Origin of the sequence: Peribacillus sp. Bi96 (assembly GCF_918698115.1) — a bacterium.
In the GTDB taxonomy this organism is placed as follows: Bacteria; Bacillota; Bacilli; order Bacillales; family DSM-1321; genus Peribacillus.
In genome coordinates, this window is sequence record NZ_CAKKLV010000010.1 from 60,281 (window position 1) to 77,169 (window position 16,889).

General features: G+C 42.2%; 13 protein-coding genes. 3 read left to right on the plus strand and 10 right to left on the minus strand.

The window, feature by feature from the left end:
• Positions 1 to 5: 5 nt before the first annotated feature.
• The 3 genes from uvrB to LQ203_RS14135 form a co-directional block, all read right to left on the minus strand.
• Positions 6 to 1,991, minus strand: coding sequence for an excinuclease ABC subunit UvrB (gene uvrB / locus LQ203_RS14125; protein ID WP_230159020.1), 1,986 nt, complete (start codon positions 1,989 to 1,991; stop codon positions 6 to 8).
• Between the two features lie 218 nt (positions 1,992 to 2,209).
• Entirely contained in the window at positions 2,210 to 2,440 is a 231-nt protein-coding gene (locus tag LQ203_RS14130; protein ID WP_034309928.1) for a CsbA family protein, read from the minus strand.
• A 188-nt stretch (positions 2,441 to 2,628) separates the two neighbouring features.
• The gene (locus LQ203_RS14135; protein ID WP_230159021.1) at positions 2,629 to 4,206 is read right to left on the minus strand and encodes a catalase; all 1,578 of its coding nucleotides are present in this window, start codon (positions 4,204 to 4,206) and stop codon (positions 2,629 to 2,631) included.
• Between the two features lie 297 nt (positions 4,207 to 4,503).
• Between LQ203_RS14135 and LQ203_RS14140 the strand changes: the two genes are divergently transcribed.
• Both LQ203_RS14140 and LQ203_RS14145 read left to right on the plus strand, forming a co-directional pair.
• Positions 4,504 to 6,699, plus strand: coding sequence for an MMPL family transporter (locus LQ203_RS14140; protein WP_230159100.1), 2,196 nt, complete (start codon positions 4,504 to 4,506; stop codon positions 6,697 to 6,699).
• Positions 6,700 to 6,887: 188 nt separating this feature from the next.
• Positions 6,888 to 7,421 (plus strand): YceI family protein, encoded by a 534-nt coding sequence (locus tag LQ203_RS14145; RefSeq protein WP_230159022.1) that lies wholly within the window; start codon positions 6,888 to 6,890, stop codon positions 7,419 to 7,421.
• A gap of 86 nt (positions 7,422 to 7,507) precedes the next feature.
• On the opposite strand, the gene LQ203_RS14150 is transcribed toward LQ203_RS14145, so the two are convergent.
• The gene (locus LQ203_RS14150) at positions 7,508 to 8,563 is read right to left on the minus strand and encodes an iron ABC transporter permease (RefSeq protein ID WP_230159023.1); all 1,056 of its coding nucleotides are present in this window, start codon (positions 8,561 to 8,563) and stop codon (positions 7,508 to 7,510) included.
• Positions 8,560 to 9,564, minus strand: coding sequence for an iron ABC transporter permease (locus tag LQ203_RS14155; RefSeq protein ID WP_230159024.1), 1,005 nt, complete (start codon positions 9,562 to 9,564; stop codon positions 8,560 to 8,562). Before LQ203_RS14155 ends, LQ203_RS14150 begins: the two co-directional genes overlap by 4 nt.
• A gap of 189 nt (positions 9,565 to 9,753) precedes the next feature.
• Between LQ203_RS14155 and LQ203_RS14160 the strand changes: the two genes are divergently transcribed.
• Positions 9,754 to 10,743, plus strand: coding sequence for an iron-siderophore ABC transporter substrate-binding protein (locus LQ203_RS14160; RefSeq protein WP_230159025.1), 990 nt, complete (start codon positions 9,754 to 9,756; stop codon positions 10,741 to 10,743).
• 104 nt (positions 10,744 to 10,847) lie between these two features.
• Here the strand turns inward: LQ203_RS14160 and LQ203_RS14165 are convergent, their stop codons facing one another.
• The 5 genes from LQ203_RS14165 to ftsE all read right to left on the minus strand — a co-directional run bounded on the left by LQ203_RS14165 (position 10,848) and on the right by ftsE (position 16,884).
• On the minus strand, positions 10,848 to 12,041 hold the full coding sequence (locus tag LQ203_RS14165) for a PDZ domain-containing protein (protein WP_230159026.1): 1,194 nt from the start codon (positions 12,039 to 12,041) through the stop codon (positions 10,848 to 10,850).
• 213 nt (positions 12,042 to 12,254) lie between these two features.
• Positions 12,255 to 13,679, minus strand: a complete 1,425-nt coding sequence (locus LQ203_RS14170; RefSeq protein ID WP_230159027.1) for a S41 family peptidase — start codon at positions 13,677 to 13,679, stop codon at positions 12,255 to 12,257.
• A gap of 138 nt (positions 13,680 to 13,817) precedes the next feature.
• The gene (locus LQ203_RS14175; RefSeq protein ID WP_230159028.1) at positions 13,818 to 15,203 is read right to left on the minus strand and encodes a M23 family metallopeptidase; all 1,386 of its coding nucleotides are present in this window, start codon (positions 15,201 to 15,203) and stop codon (positions 13,818 to 13,820) included.
• A 111-nt stretch (positions 15,204 to 15,314) separates the two neighbouring features.
• Positions 15,315 to 16,208 (minus strand): permease-like cell division protein FtsX, encoded by an 894-nt coding sequence (ftsX, locus tag LQ203_RS14180; RefSeq protein WP_230159029.1) that lies wholly within the window; start codon positions 16,206 to 16,208, stop codon positions 15,315 to 15,317.
• On the minus strand, positions 16,198 to 16,884 hold the full coding sequence (ftsE, locus tag LQ203_RS14185; protein WP_230159030.1) for a cell division ATP-binding protein FtsE: 687 nt from the start codon (positions 16,882 to 16,884) through the stop codon (positions 16,198 to 16,200). Before ftsE ends, ftsX begins: the two co-directional genes overlap by 11 nt.
• Positions 16,885 to 16,889: the final 5 nt, after the last annotated feature.

Genomic DNA, 16,889 nt, shown 5'->3' on the forward strand with positions numbered 1-16,889 from the left:
TTTCGTCACCCTTCCGCTTTTAACTCTAGTATTAAATCACGCAGCTCGGCAGCTCGCTCGAAGTCCAGTGCCTTTGCCGCTTCCTTCATTTCTTTTTCCATGCTTGCCATCACTTTCATACGCTCTTTTTTAGGAAGCTTGGCGAGGCTTGGTGCAAGATCCTTTTTGTACGCTTCTCCTTCTTCCGCTACATGAGTAGCCTTTATGGAGTCTCGGATATCCTTTTGAATGGTTTGCGGCAGTATTCCATGCTCATTATTATAATTTTCTTGAATTACACGGCGCCGTTTCGTTTCATTAATGGCAAGTTCCATCGAATTCGTGATGCGGTCTGCATACATGATGACGTGACCGTTGGCATTACGGGCGGCACGGCCCATCGTTTGAATTAGCGATCTTTCTGAGCGAAGGAATCCTTCTTTATCGGCATCCAGAATGGTCACTAATGAAACTTCCGGAATATCCAATCCTTCACGTAAAAGATTGATTCCAACCAATACATCATATTTGCCCATTCGCAGCTCCCGGATGATTTCTATCCTTTCGAGGGTTTTCACTTCCGAATGAAGGTACTGGACCTTGATGCCTATTTCCTTTAAATAATCAGTTAAGTCTTCAGACATCTTTTTCGTTAATGTCGTAATGAGGACACGTTCGTTCTTTTTGACCCGATCCTGTATTTCACCAATCAAGTCATCTATCTGCCCTTCAATTGGCCGTACTTCAATCGTTGGATCCAGCAAGCCGGTAGGACGGATAATCTGCTGAACCATTTCTGGTGTATGCTCAAGTTCATATAGTCCCGGAGTTGCCGAAACGAATATCGATTGATGGACCTTTTTTTCAAATTCTTCAAATCTTAGCGGACGGTTATCTTTTGCAGACGGCAGACGGAAGCCATGATCGACGAGTACTTGCTTACGTGCCTGATCTCCATTGAACATGCCCCTGATTTGCGAAAGGGTTACGTGCGATTCATCCACGACCAGCAGAAAGTCTTCAGGAAAATAATCCATTAACGTGTACGGCGTCGCACCTGCCGGACGAAGCGTTAAATGTCGGGAATAATTCTCGATCCCTGAACAAAAGCCCATTTCCCGCATCATTTCCAAATCATATCGGGTCCGTTGCTCCAAGCGCTGGGCTTCAAGCAATTTTTCATCTTCCCTTAATTCCGTCAATCGTTCTTCCAGTTCAATCTCGATATTTTGGATGGCTACCCTCATTTTCTCTTCGCGGGTTACGAAATGGGAAGCCGGAAAAATGGCAATATGTTCGCGTTCACCGGTGATTTCACCAGTAAGGGCATCGACTTCGCGGATACGGTCAATCTCATCCCCGAAAAACTCGACCCGTACGCAATGTTCATCGCGGGAGGCCGGAAAGATTTCGACCACGTCGCCGCGAACGCGGAAAGTCCCCCGTTGAAAGGCAATATCATTTCGTTCATATTGAATATCCACAAGTCTGTGCAGCAATGCATTTCGTTCTATTTCCATGCCAGTTCGGAGAGAAACGACCATCTCCCGGTACTCTTCAGGGGAACCCAGACCATAAATGCACGATACACTGGCAATGATGATGACATCTTTCCTTTCGAACAAAGATGAAGTTGCCGAGTGACGCAGTTTATCGATCTCATCATTGATGCTTGCATCTTTTTCGATGAATGTATCAGTGGATGGAACATAAGCCTCTGGCTGATAGTAATCATAATAGCTAACGAAGTATTCGACGGCATTATTAGGGAAAAACTCTTTGAACTCACTGTAAAGTTGCCCTGCCAACGTTTTATTGTGGGCGATGACAAGAGTCGGTTTATTGATTTGCTGAATCACATTGGAAACGGTGAAAGTTTTCCCTGTCCCCGTCGCCCCCAATAATGTCTGCATTTCCTTTCCTTCTTTAATGCCATCGACAAGCATTTCAATTGCTGCAGGTTGATCCCCTTGAGGAGAGTATTTTGAGACTAACTCAAATTTATCCTTCACCAAGCATAGCCTCCTATTGAAATATTTTTATATGAAAAACGGGACATGACCATATCCCTTCTATTTATTCCGGTTTATGAATGTATATATACACATTCTACCACAATAGCCTCAAAACAAACCAGCAAAAAGCGAACATCCATTCTGTTTTTAGGATATGGACTCTATGGGCGTCGGAGTGTAAATGCAAGTTGAGTACAAAAAAAGCACCTTTGATGTCAGGCGCTCTTGGATGTTCGTTTCATCATTCTTTTTGATAACCAAAATCCCACTGTCAGGGATAATGCATCAACGATGATCAATAAATTTGTATGCGTATAACCTTTATATGCAGACGCTGTAATCAGGGCAACAGTTAAAACAAGTCCCACGACATTGTTATAGGTAACCCTTGAAAATAACATGACAAGTAGACAAGGAAGGAAAAGGGCAGAAAGAATTTTAATCATTTTTTCATCTCCTTTATAAGAGAAAAATAGAGTAGTTTCAGTTTAAATGATTATGAAGTTTTTTGCCAATCTATTTCCTGCTTGATTTCATATCTTCTTCAGAAGAACGTTCCAGCCATTCACTCAATTATTCCCATAAAAAAAGGAAGCCAACCCTTTTAAAAGGAGTAGCTTCTTTTTTTGACCAATCAATATGGATCTGCTTCATGTCCTTTTTTTGCTGCATCCTCTGGGTTATCCGTTCCACCTAGAGGTTTTGAAGAATTCGTATGTTCAGAAGCTGAAGCTAGTCCCTCTTTTAGTCTGCGGCCATATTCTTCATCAGCCTCTGCAGCAAGAGCTATCATTTTTTCTTGAATGCGTGGGTCTGCCGGAGCTAATGCCGATACTAAATTGGAGATTAAATCATCTCTTTCCCAATCTTCAAATTCACGATATGTTTCACCAGCCTGTTTCGTATTGCTTTGGCGATCAATTGTTTCACGGACCAGTTTTCCTTCTACAAATGGTGTATGCTCTTTACCCGTTTGCTCGGCTTCCTTCAACCCGCCTACAGTTGATGGCTCATAGTTGATGTGAGGGCTTTGATTCCCTCTGCCAACTTCATATTGCATCTGGCCGCCAGTCTGATTCGTGGCTGTTGGTTTCTTTGGAGCATTAATCGGCAATTGCAGATAATTCGCTCCAACTCGGTGACGTTGTGTATCAGAATAAGAGAATGTACGTCCCTGTAACATCTTGTCATCCGAGAAGTCCAGTCCGTCCACCAAGACGCCCGTACCGAATGCAGCCTGTTCGACTTCAGTGAAATAGTCTTCCGGATTTTTATTCAGTACCATCGTACCAACATGCAGCCATGGGAACTCATCCTTCGGCCAGATCTTCGTATCATCCAGCGGATCAAAATCCAACTCAGGATGATCATCATCACTGATGATTTGTACGTTTAAATCCCATTCCGGATATTCCCCACGTTCAATCGCTTCATATAAGTCCTGTGTGGCATGATTGAAATTCGTAGCTTGAATTTCATTGGCCTCTTTCTGTGTCAAGTTCTTGATCCCCTGTTTCGGTTCCCAGTGATACTTGACAAGTACGGCTTTGCCTTCTTCATTCACCCATTTATAAGTATTGACGCCCGACCCTTGCATCATTCGGTAATTGGCTGGAATGCCCCAAGGGGAGAATACAAATGTGACCATATGAAATGTTTCCGGTGAGCTGGAGCAAAAATCGAAAATCCTTCTGCCATCCTGGATATTCGTGACCGGATCCGGTTTGAAGGCATGAATCAAATCAGGGAATTTCATGGCATCCCTGATAAAGAAAATTTTCAGGTTATTCCCCACAAGATCCCAGTTTCCATCTTCCGTATAAAATTTAACGGCAAATCCCCTGGGGTCACGTAGCGTTTCCGGGGATGTCCCTCCATGGATTACAGATGAAAATCTAACGAATACCGGTGTTTTTTTACCTTCTTCCTGAAAGACTTTCGCTCTCGTATATTTTGAAATCGGCTCGTCCCCCGCTTTACCAGTCGGAACAAAGTAACCATGGGCACCCGCACCACGGGCATGCACGACCCGTTCCGGAATGCGCTCCCTATCGAAGTGACTGATCTTTTCCAGGAAGTCATAGTTCTCCAATGTACTTGGTCCTCTGTTCCCCACAGTTCGAATGCTCTGGTTGTTCGTTACAGGGTGCCCTTGCCTGTTCGTTAATGTTTCATTAGATTCATCATTTGTTTTTTTGGATTTATTGGACAAAAAAATCCCTCCTATGTTAATAAAAGCCATAACACTACTTTACTTTCCCCAATTCCCTATATTTAACTCTCCAAACTTCATATTTACATACCATTCATCAAATGAGTGCTTTTTTCCTATAGGAGAATGAGGATATTTTCATACACCCTACTAAGTTTCATAATTGAAAAGCCTTTGAATGAGCATACCCATTTTTGTATAAGTCAACAGGACGCCATTATAATGAAGTAAGGACAAAAAAAATTCAAAAGCGAGGTACCCTCATTGGACGAATCAGTATTAGGAAGACTTAGCAGGATGATGACTGGAAAAGCTAGTCGCTGGGTTGTCATTGCTGTATGGCTAATTGCAGCAATACTATTAACACTCACATTGCCTGACGTAAAGGATCGAACAGCAAATAATGCCGCGGATTTGCCTGCAGACTCAGCTTCTGTTGTGGCTGATGAACTTATTAAAGAAAAGTTCCCCAATTCGTCAGGGATACCAGCCTTACTGACATGGCATCGGGAAGGCGGACTGACAGAAGCCGACTTGGCTGAAATCCAGTACCTTTCCAAAGAGCTGACAGATAATCCACTGAATCAGCAATCTTTTTTACCACCGCTTCATGAAATCCCGTTGCCCGCTCTGCAAGGGTCTGTTTCAGAAGATGGCATGACTTTCGTACAGCCGCTCTTCTTTAAAGAAAAGACCGAGACTGCCATTCTGGAAAAAAATCTTGAAAGCATTAATGAAATCGTTTCAGAACGCATTGGAACAGACCCGTTCAAAGTCCCGATAGATTCAGATCATTTATCCCTTCGTGTAACAGGCCCTGTAGGGATATCCGTCGATGCAACGGGATTATTTTCAGGTGCTGATTTCCAATTGCTTTTAGCAACCGTAATACTTGTACTTGTCGTCTTATTACTCATTTACCGTTCCCCGCTTTTAGCCATCATTCCTCTAATCGGAGTAGGCTTCGCCTATCTGGTCACAAGTCCGATTCTTGGATTCATGGCAGACCATGGTTGGATCACTGTCGATTCACAAGCCATTTCAATCATGACCGTATTATTATTCGGTGCTGGAACGGATTATTGTCTATTTTTAATTTCTCACTTCAGAAGTGAATTAAGGAATCATGAAAGTAAACGGGAAGCAATGATTGCCGCATTTAAAGATTCGTCCGGCGCAATTGCGATGAGCGGCCTTACGATCGTCATCTCCCTATTAACATTGCTTGTAGCGAAATACGGAGCTTATCACCGGTTCGCCGTACCCTTTGCCTTGTCCATTTTAATCATGATGGTGGCAGCTTTAACACTTGTACCGGCATTGCTTTCTGTATTTGGGCGGGCTTCCTTCTACCCGGTTGTTCCGCGCACACCGGAAATGGAAGAAGCACGGGCTAAGAAAAAAGGGAAAACCGTTAAAAGGCATAAAGAAACAGGCCGCATTGGTAATTGGATTGGTCATATTGTCACAACCAAACCATGGACTGTCATTCTTGCATGTTTGATCATCTTTAGTGTTTTAGCTGGATATTCTTCGCAAATAAAATATTCTTATGATATTCTCTCTTCATTCCCTGAAGATATGAACTCCCGAGAAGGCTATGCCGTCATTTCCGACTCGTACTCACCAGGTGAACTGGCGCCAGTCACAGTGGTTGCCGATACAGATGGTAAGGATATTGATTTAGCGGCATCATTAAAAGAGATGAAAATCGTTGAAAGTGTTGCAGATCCCGTTAATAGTAAATCCAATAAAGATCTGCAGTCATATGAAGTCACATTCAATATAAACCCTTATGATATTGAGGCCATTGATTCTATTCCGGACATTCGCACCATAGCGGAGAAAGAATTAAAAGCGGCCAATGTCACTTCCGTTGGTGAAAAGGTATGGATTGGCGGGCAAACTGCAACTCAATTTGATAAAAGGAATACTGTAAAAGCCGATGAATTCATGATTATCCCGATTATCATCGTCTTGATTTCCTTGCTTCTTTTAGCCTACTTACGATCTATAACAGCCATGGTTTATTTAATGGGAACTGTGATTCTCTCTTTCTTTGCAGCCATGGGCTTAGGCTGGATAATCTTGCACCACTTCATGGGAGTGGATGCCATCGAAGGGACAATTCCACTATATTCATTCGTGTTCCTCGTTGCATTAGGAGAAGATTATAATATTTTCATGGTTTCGAGCATTTGGCGGAAGAAAAAGACGAGGCCAATCAAGCAGGCCATTAAAGAAGGAGTTGCCGAAACTAGCGGTGTCATCACATCAGCCGGAATCATCTTAGCGGCCACCTTTTCCGTTCTTGCTACACTGCCGATTCAAGTATTGGTTCAATTCGGACTGATTACTGCTTTAGGTGTGTTAATGGACACTTTCATCGTCCGTCCATTCCTGGTTCCTGCAATTACCGCGCTCCTTGGCCGTCGTGCCTTTTGGCCAAGTAAAGCCAAACACCATGAAGAGAATGAACATGCCAATTATTAAAGAGGGTTAGACTTTCCCTTTTCCTAAAAACCCTGTGCCCCTATGAAGCACAGGGTTTTTACATGTTTTCTAAATTTAGGGAAAAAACCAGTTGACACTATTACTTTCAACTCTTATAATTACATTAAGTTCAAATATCTCAAATTAAAGATATATAAATTCAAGATTAATAATTAGGAGGAATAACCATGACAAATACAAAATGGACAATCGACCCAACTCACAGTGCTATTGAATTTTCTGTAAAACATATGATGATCGCTAAAGTAAAAGGAAGTTTTAATAAATTCGAGGCAAACATTTCAGCAAATCCATTGGATCTAACAACTGCAGATATCGATTTTACCGTAGATGTGGCCAGTATTGACACTCGCAATGCAGACCGGGATAATCACTTGCGTTCAGCTGACTTTTTTGATATAGAAAATAATCCTACATTAACGTTCAAATCAACAAAAATAGTGAAAACGGATGACGATGAATACGATGTAACAGGAAATGTAACTCTTAATGGAATTACACAAGAAGAAACTTTCGCCATCACCTTCGAAGGCCAAGGAAAAGATCCTTGGGGAAATGAAAAAGCAGGATTCAGCGGGAAAGGGAAAATTAAACGCAGTGATTATGGTTTAACGTATAACGCAGCATTAGAAACAGGCGGCGTACTTATCGGGGATCAAATCACTCTTACCATCGAAATTGAAGTAGCTAAAGAAGCGTAACGATTAAAAAGCAGCGATCCGTTTGGATGGCTGCTTCTTTTTTATTCAAGTATTCATTTACCCTATCCTGCTACTGCCTACCGAATTTACGAATTCCTCGTTTTATAAAGTAAATAAATGAAGTATGGTGCCCCGATGCTCGCTGTAAAGACACCAGCAGGTATTTCCAATGGTGAGAATAAGGTCCGTCCAATCAAATCCGCTACCATAACGAGTATTCCACCGAGCAAGGCTGAAGTAGGCAATAACACTCCAAAACTAGAGCCCACCAGCCTTCTAGCCATGTGTGGTGCCATTAATCCGACAAAACCTATGCCACCAGCAAAAGCTGTAGAACCACCAATCAAAGCTGTACTGATCATCAATAATATAAACCGCTGTTTTTGGACGTGTCCACCAAGCCCCGTTGCCAGATCATCGCCAAGCTCCTGTAAATTAATATTTCTAGCATATAGAAAGGCAAGTATAAGAAATAGAATCGTCCATGGAGCCAGCACAGCGATATTATTCCAGGTGGAGTTAGACACAGATCCCGTGATCCAAAGGTTTGCTTGGCTCGCTTGATAGACTGGGCCAAGAATCATCATCATCGTAGTGAGGGCTTTCATTAGAGCCATCACCCCAATCCCTATCAACACAAGCCTTATCGGGGGAACTCCATTTTTCCAGGCTAAGGAATAAACAAGGAATGCCACGACGGTCGCCCCGATGAATGCCGCTAACGGCAGCCAATTGATGCTCACCGTTAAGGAATGATTCTTATCGCTAAAAAAGGCCATGAATCCAACGACCGCCACAGTCGCTCCCCCTGTTATCCCCAAGATATCAGGCGAGGCAAGTGGATTTCGAATCATCCCTTGAAGAATTCCTCCCGCTACAGCAAGACCCATCCCCACCAAGAGAGCAACAATGATTCTAGGCAGGCGAAAGGACTGGATGATTAGACGATCGCTATCCGTTCCCCCTCCGAATAAGACCTGCAATACATTCCATGGATGAATATTCATTTCACCCCATCCAGTACTGATTACAAATACTAAGGAAGTGACCAAAAATAATATAAAAACGACGATCATCGCTTTTTTATCCATTAAGAAAGATATTTTTTCATTAAATAAACGAAAGCTTCTATATGACTTCATCGGCCGCTGAACCCCTTTCTAGCTATGTAAATAAAGAATGGGGTCCCGATTATCGCCGTCATGACTCCGACGGGAACTTCTCGGGGCATCAGAATATACCTGGATATGATATCTGCTGTAATCAAAAGCACCGCCCCGAAAAGTCCGGAGAACGGAATCAACCAACGATGATCGATTCCTACTATAGAACGGGTAAGATGCGGAACGATGATTCCTATAAAACCAATCGGACCCGCAACCGCCACTGATCCTCCAGCGAGCAGGATGATTGCCAGCCCCAGAACCAGCTTAAGGAAAACGATGTTCAGTCCTAGACCTTTTGCAACATCTTCACCCATGGATAACACATTCATTTTTCCGGACATGATCAAAGAAAGACCCCAACCTACAACAAGATAAGGTAGGACGGCAATTAAATTGTCTAAACTTCTGCCGGAAACCGATCCAGCAAGCCAGAACAAAACTTGATCTAATAGTGCCTCATTGGAAACAAGTAGACCTTGTGTAAGTGAAGCTACCATGGCCGTCATGGCTGCACCAGCCAAAGTCAGCTTCATCGGTGTCAAGCCGCCGCGTCCCATGCTTCCAATCATATATATGCTTATCGCGGCTATGGCTGCCCCTATGAAAGACAGCCAAGTGAATACTTGAAGGTTGCTTATCCCAAAAACAGTGACCCCAGTGACAACCGCCAATCCCGCCCCTGCGTTGACACCGAATATATCTGGAGAAGCGAGGGGATTTTTAGTTAGCGTTTGCATCAAAACCCCCGAAATGGCCAAACTTGCACCAATTGCCGAAGCGATCAGGGCCCGTGGCAGTCTGACTGATTGAATGACAATGTGTTCATTCGTCCCATTGAAATGGGTAAAAGCATCAATGGCCATTTGCCATGTTGTATCTGTATAACCGTATACAATACTTGAGCACATTAAGAAAAGCAGCAATAGAATGGTAATGAATAGCCCCATCCATTTCTGCCATGTATTTTTTAATAACATATCCAGTTACCTTTCCAATCACGTTTATATATCATTCTTTTATTTAATTGTACTGGCGTTAACAGCGGGATGTCAACGATTTTGAGAATCATTTTCAATTATATATTGACAGATAAGTATATTCATTTTATGATGAGGCTGTTAAGTGCGAATGATTATCATTTGCTCAAAATTGGGAGGGGTACATAAATGTTTAGAATCAAGTCATTATTCACCATTTTTACTATATTTGCAGTCTTCCTTCTTGCAGCTTGCGGAAATTCGGATGATAAAGCAGCAGGAAATAAAACAGATGACAAAAAAGAGGATACAAGCTATACAATCAAGCACGCCATGGGTTCCACTGAATTGAAAAAAGCGCCTAAAAGAGTGGTCGTTCTAACAAATGAAGGCACTGAAGCACTAATTGCTTTAGGAATTAAACCTGTTGGTGCCGTACAATCCTGGCTTGGCGACCCTTGGTACGACCATATTAAAGATGATATGGATGGGGTCGAAGTTGTTGGTGTGGAACATGAAGTAAACTTAGAGAAAATCGCATCACTGAAGCCTGACTTGATTATCGGAAGCAAAATTCGCCAAGAAGCTGTTTATGATAAATTAAGTGCAATCGCCCCTACCGTTTTCTCAGAAACACTTAGAGGAGATTGGAAAGAAAACTTTAAACTATATGCAAAAGCCGTTAACCTTGAAGATAAAGGGAACGACGTAATTGCTGAATTCGATAAACACACAGAAGATCTTAAAGCTAAATTGGGTGATAAGGTAAATCAAGAAGTTTCCGTTGTTCGTTTCATGGCTGGAACTACTCGTATTTATTACACGGATTCATTCTCTGGAGTGATTTTCGATCAATTAGGTTTCAAACGTGCAGAGCAACAGAAGGAACTATTCACTGCAGATAATAAATTAGGTAACCTTGCCATCGAGGTAGGTAAAGAAGTCATCCCTAAAATGGATGGAGATCTTCTCTTCTACTTCACCTACGCTCCTGAAGGCGACAAACAAGCCCTAAGCACAGCAAAAGAATGGACGAATGATCCACTTTGGAAAAACCTTGATGCAGTTAAAAATGGAAAAGCTTATGAGGTTAGCGACGCTACTTGGAATACAGCTGGCGGCGTAATTGCAGCTAATAAAATGCTCGACGATCTAGAAAAAATTATGCTTGAAAAGTAATAACATTGGATTGCGATCCTACTGAAAACGGCCTTTCTCGATATAAGATTCGAGAAAGGCCGTTTTATTTTACATTCACGAACTGCTGCTGTGTCATTTGTGCTTTAACCCGCTTGTCCACTTTCCTTTAATTGATCGTCAACGAACAAGATGCCCAATTCGTAATGCTCCCCGTCAAATAGCGCTCTTTGCACAAACCGGATCTGTTCATTATTATCGATGACCTCAAGCTTGCAATGTGCGCGGTTAATTTGGAGCGCCCTGTATAACTCTTCTTCTTCCCTGACGACGACACCATTTATTTTCGAAATGACCTCGCCTTTAACTAATCCCATTTTATCCGCCGGAGACTGAGGGATAACACCTAAGATCTGGACACCAAGCTTGCTTTTTGAAAAATAAAATGGAAGTTTGGTATCGAATGCTTTTTGGGAATAATGCAGGAATTCACGGCCAAGAATCGCTAATACAGCTGTAATGATTGCCAATGGCGGGTAGAAGTAACCAACAACAGCCAATGCCGTAATCACGAACCCTAAAGCTCCCACCTTTTTACCTTGCGCCCTAATGGCCTGTTCCGGAATCATCCCATGAACTTTTTGCTTAAAGCCGATTAACATGGGCAGCATGATCGGCGACAGGTTTACATCCCCGATTGAAAAAACCGGATACCAATCGAAAGGCGCTGGAAGCTGCCCTCCCGGAATCATGACGAACATTGGAATTAGCCAGATTCGTTGTGAAACATACACACCAATCGGCTGCCCCCTCTTGGATACCTCCAGCTGCGGGGAGACCTTTTTACTTCCATTGCCAACAATCAAAAAACCTTCAGCGATCAGTAATAACCCGATCAATATAACAAGTGCCGGATAGACGGACCGATCCAGTTGATTAAACGCATCCTGAAATACTGGCAGCTGGATATCTCCATCATATAGAAAGAAAAGGATAAAGAAGGTGATTCCCACTGTATAAACGGGTGAAACAAACCTCTTTTTCATGGTCAGTATGGATAAGAAAGTTACCCCGGCCATGACATACACTGCCGCTAAAGGGATGGTGATTCCTGAAGCCAACGTGAGGAAAGAAAGAATGAATCCCCCTATCAATCCTTGAAATAACATTGAACGCAACTCCATGGAAACCCTGTAGATCTTCGTATTAAAATCATGGCGTTCCCGTCTAACGCGGAGATAGCCAATGAATAAACAATAGACAATTGAAACATAAAGCAAAGGATGAAGGAAGATTTTCCCTAACCCTATAAAGCATGCAATCAGCCAATCCGTTGTCAATTTCTTTCCACCATCCTCAAAAGTAATCAAAAGTATGTAAAAATCGTTCTAGTCAGTTACCTCCTATTCTATCAAAAATGTAACCTCCCTGCCTATTAAGATACAGAAAAAGTATCTTTATCTTAAGTTTCCCTTCGATAGCATTCATGCTTGTAGAAGGACGATCAATCAATGGAAAAAAGGCACCGCTCCAAAGGAACAGTACCTTCACTATTATTTCACTAAATAATTCAACGCCGTGCGAAGCTGAATATCATTATCCTCATCCTGAATCTTTTCCAGAATGGCGGTTTCCAGATGTGCCGCCGTTTTAGCGTCAAGTTTACCTGTCACTTTCAGGCCAAATTGTTTTTGGAAAGCTTTTACTGCAATTTCAGTATTCCAATCATAATAACCATCTTCACGACCCGGTTCAAATCCGAGTCCTTTCAGAATGTTTTGGGCATACTGGATTTGTTCATCATTCATATCCCGTTGCAAGACCTTCTCAACAGCCAGCTGATGGGCATCGAAGTAATCCGGCTGTTTTACATTGATTGTCGGTTCGATCCCTTTTTTGTGGATCCAGTTCCCTGAAGGCGTCAGCCACTTGTATAATGTAAGTTTAATCTTACTCCCATCGCCCATTGGAACAGCTTGCTGTACTGTGCCTTTCCCGAAGGTCTTCTCTCCGACCAATGGGTAGCCTCCCGCCTCTTGCATCGCGCCAGCCAGAATTTCTGAAGCAGAGGCGCTCCCTTTATCCGTCAACACGGCAATAGGATAACTTTTCGCTTTCTTAAGGCTTGTAAAAAACGATTGTGTTTCTCCTGTTCTTTCAGCAATTTGCAAATAGGGTTTATCTTTTGTGATAAACTCGCCAAGAATCGTTTCCACACTAGATAGAAGGCCGCCTGGATTGCCGCGTACATCAATGACCAATCCTTCGATTCCCTTCTTTTCCAGCGCCTTCATCTGCTTTTTGAAATCAGTCGCCGTATTTTCCGAGAAAGTGGTTAACTCGATGTAGCCGATTTCTGTTCCTGCCACATCTTTAATTGATGAAAACACGGTATCAAGCGGAATTTCGGCACGCATCATATTGAATTCGAGTGGATTGGAAACCCCCGCACGTTTTATTTCCATTTTGACGGGTGACCCTTTTTCGCCACGGATTTTCAGGCGTGTTTCATACAGATCTAACCCTTCCACGCTTTCACCATTCACCTTAAGGATTTGATCTTTCGGCTTTAAACCAGCTTTTTCAGCAGGCGAGTCTTTGTAAGGAGATACAATTATCACCTTACCATCTTCCATACCAATTTCAGTCCCTATCCCCTCAAAAGAAGAGTCCAAGGTTTCATTGAATTGCTTAGCGGTCTCCTTGTCCATATATACGGAATAGGGATCTTTCAACGCTGACAGCATGCCTTGGATGGCACCTTCCACCAGGTGGGACCCATCCACCTGTTCTACATACTGACTTACGATCAAACCATAAGCTTGTTCCACTTTTGCCCATTCCTTATCTTTCGGTATTGTTTGGCTTTCTTGCTTTGCTTCATTCTTATTCGGGAGGCTTGTCCAATATATGCCCCCAAGTGCTCCAATGACTAGTGACATGATGATGGCTAGAGGAAGTACCCATTTTTTGATCATCTTTATCCCCATTTCTGACCTGATATGTATTTCACTATATGAGGTGATCAGAAAGAATATGCTTGAAGATCATCGTGCTCACAACAAAAAAAGACCGGGATAAAATCCCGGTCTTTTAATTCGTATCTATATTGAGTATTAGTTAGGTATATAGTTTAATGGATTAACAGCATTTGACTTGCTATAATTCCATGCGCCTTTATGTAGTTCAAAGTGTAAATGCTGACCGAACGAGTGTCCTGTGTTCCCCATGATACCAATTTGTTGACCTTTGGCAACAACAGCACCTTCGCCTACTTTTCTAGAGTTTAAATGTGCATACACCGTAGTCCATTGCTGACCGCTGATTGAATGGGTAACAAAGACGACATTACCGTATGTACTGGATAAATAAGAACGGCTTACTACTCCGTCAGCTGCTGCTACAACTGGAACCGTTCCACTAGCAGCAATATCAATGCCGGCATGCTTTTTATTCCAACGTTCACCCATTGTTGAAGATACATATCCTGCACTTGGTCTTGTAAAAGTACCCGATGATACAGCAGGCGCTTGACTTACATTTGACGAAGAGTGTGAAGATGATGATGATGATGAACTGTTGCTTTTTGCACTAGATCCTGATGAAGAAGATTGTTGTTTGGATTCGGAAGCCTTAGCTGCCGCTTGTGCTGCTTGTGCTGCTTGTTGCGCTGCACGTTCTTTCGCTTCGGCTGCCGCTTTTTTACGAGCTGCTTCCAATTCGGCAAGACGTTGATGCTCTAAGTCGATGGCTGATTTAATAGCCTTTTCTTGAGCAGCAAGATTCGCTTTTTCTTCCTCTAAGCCCATCTTCTCATCTTCATGTTTTTTAGTTTGGTGCTTTAATTTCTCAACTAATGCATCCTTTTCTTGCTTCTGCTTTTTTTGTTGCTCTTGGATTTGCAATAGTTCGGCTTTTGCCACTTCTAAACTAGCAAGCTTCGCTTCAACTTCATTTTGCTTTTCTTCCAAATCTTTTTTATCCAGTTCATGCTGCTTTAAAATATCCCGATCGGCTTCAGCGATTGTCGCTACAGCTCCGACGCGGTCTACTAAATCTCCAAAACTTGATGATCCGAATAACACTTCAAGGTAGTTCACGTCCCCGCCAGTCTCCTGGAAAGAAAGTGCCCTTTCCTTCAATACTTCATTACGTTTGGCAATCCGATCTTTTAAAACTTTAATCTCTTCTTTCAATGCTTCAATTTCTTTTTTCGTTTGTGTAATTTCAGCATTTTTAGCATCGATTTTTTTCGCGGACTCTGCAATTTTCGCTTCAATGGCCTCGATTTGTTCTTCTGCGGTCATTTGCTTATCGTGCAGGTTATCGATTTTTTTCTCCGTGTCGGAAATATTCGATTCTACACCCGAACGTTGTTCCTGAATGGAATCTTTCTGTTTTTCTAGATCCGATATCGACTCAGCATAAACCGAAGGTGCTGCTAAAATGCTTCCCAACCCAATCATGATGGAGGCATTCATGGCAATGATATTTTTTTTCAACGCTTCATTTCCCCTTTCAATCCCGTCACATACCGTGCCTTGCAACGTCTCTCTATTTGTATCAGGCTTCTTTTAACAATCGTGTGTTAAAGAATGTGTTTGATGATAATTTTATACTTTCAAGAACTTCCTGACGGACATCAAGCTGCCCCATATTCCGATAACGGCGCCTATTACAATGAGGAGGGCCGAAACTTGATAAATAAACGGGCTTGCAGGTAGCAAATCCACGAATTTGAACGTAATCTGTGGTGCTGCATATTTATAAATATTGTAATAGAGTACAGAAATCAGACCGATTGGTACAATAGAACCGAGGATTCCCAACCAAAGTCCTTCCAAGAAGAATGGCCAACGGATAAATGTATTCGTTGCTCCTACTAATCTCATAATCTCAATTTCTTTTCTTCTAGCTACAATTGTAATTTTAATCGTATTCGAGATCAGGAACATTGCAGTGAATAGTAATCCTACAATAAGAACGATCCCTATGTTTCTCGCTATATTCACGAAAGAGAATAGTTTCTCGACGTAGCCCTGTCCATATTTGACACTTTGGATATATTCAAAGCCCTCGATCTCTTTTGCCACCTTGATGACATCTTGCGGAGTTTTCGTTTTGATAATATAAACGTCTCTTAATGGGTTGTCCTGTTCAAATGGTTTAAATGCCTTACCATTATCACCTAAATCATCTATTAAATTGGTAAGCTCTTCATCTTTTGGAGAGAAGATGATGGATTCAATCCCGTTCATTTCCGAAATTTGTTTACCAATAGCTTTTATATCGTCATCATTCGCTGCATTATCAATATGCGCACGAACTTCGACATCTTTCTCCACATTTCCCGCGATATGATTTAAATTCATCATGAGCACTAAAAAGACGCCAACCAATGTTAGAGTGACTGTTACTGCACTGACTGAAGCAAACGTCATCCATCCATTACGGCCAATATTTTTAAAACTTTCACGGAAGTGACGGAGCAATGTTCTAAATTTCATATCCGTAATCACCTCGATGTTCATCGCGAACGATTTTTCCACTTTCAATGGCAATGACACGTCGTTTGATATTATTGACGATGTCCCTATTATGAGTAGCCATGACAAGTGTTGTTCCGCGTTTATTAATTTCTTCAAATATGTTCATGATTTCCCACGATGTTTCAGGATCAAGATTCCCTGTAGGCTCGTCGGCAATGACTACCTTAGGATCATTGACGATCGAACGGGCTATTGCAACCCTTTGCTGCTCTCCGCCAGATAGCTCGGAAGGGAGCATTCTAGCTTTATGTTTAATGCCCACCAGATCCAGAACTTCCATAACTCTCTTTTTGATTTCTTCTGGTTCCTTTTCGATAACTTCCATGGCAAATGCTACATTTTCATAAACTGTGAATGTTTGAAGGAGTTTAAAGTCTTGGAATACCATACCGATATTACGGCGGAATAGAGGAACTTTCGAATTGCGGATACTTGGGAGGCTAAGGCCATTGACCAAGATATTACCACTTGTCGGCTTTTCTTCCCTATACATCATTTTGATGAAGGTTGATTTCCCGGCACCGCTGGGACCAACTACATAAACGAATTCGCCTGGCTTTATTTTCACATTGATTCCATTGATGGCAATGACGCCATTTGGATATGTCTTTTTCACATCTATCATTTCTATCATTCTAA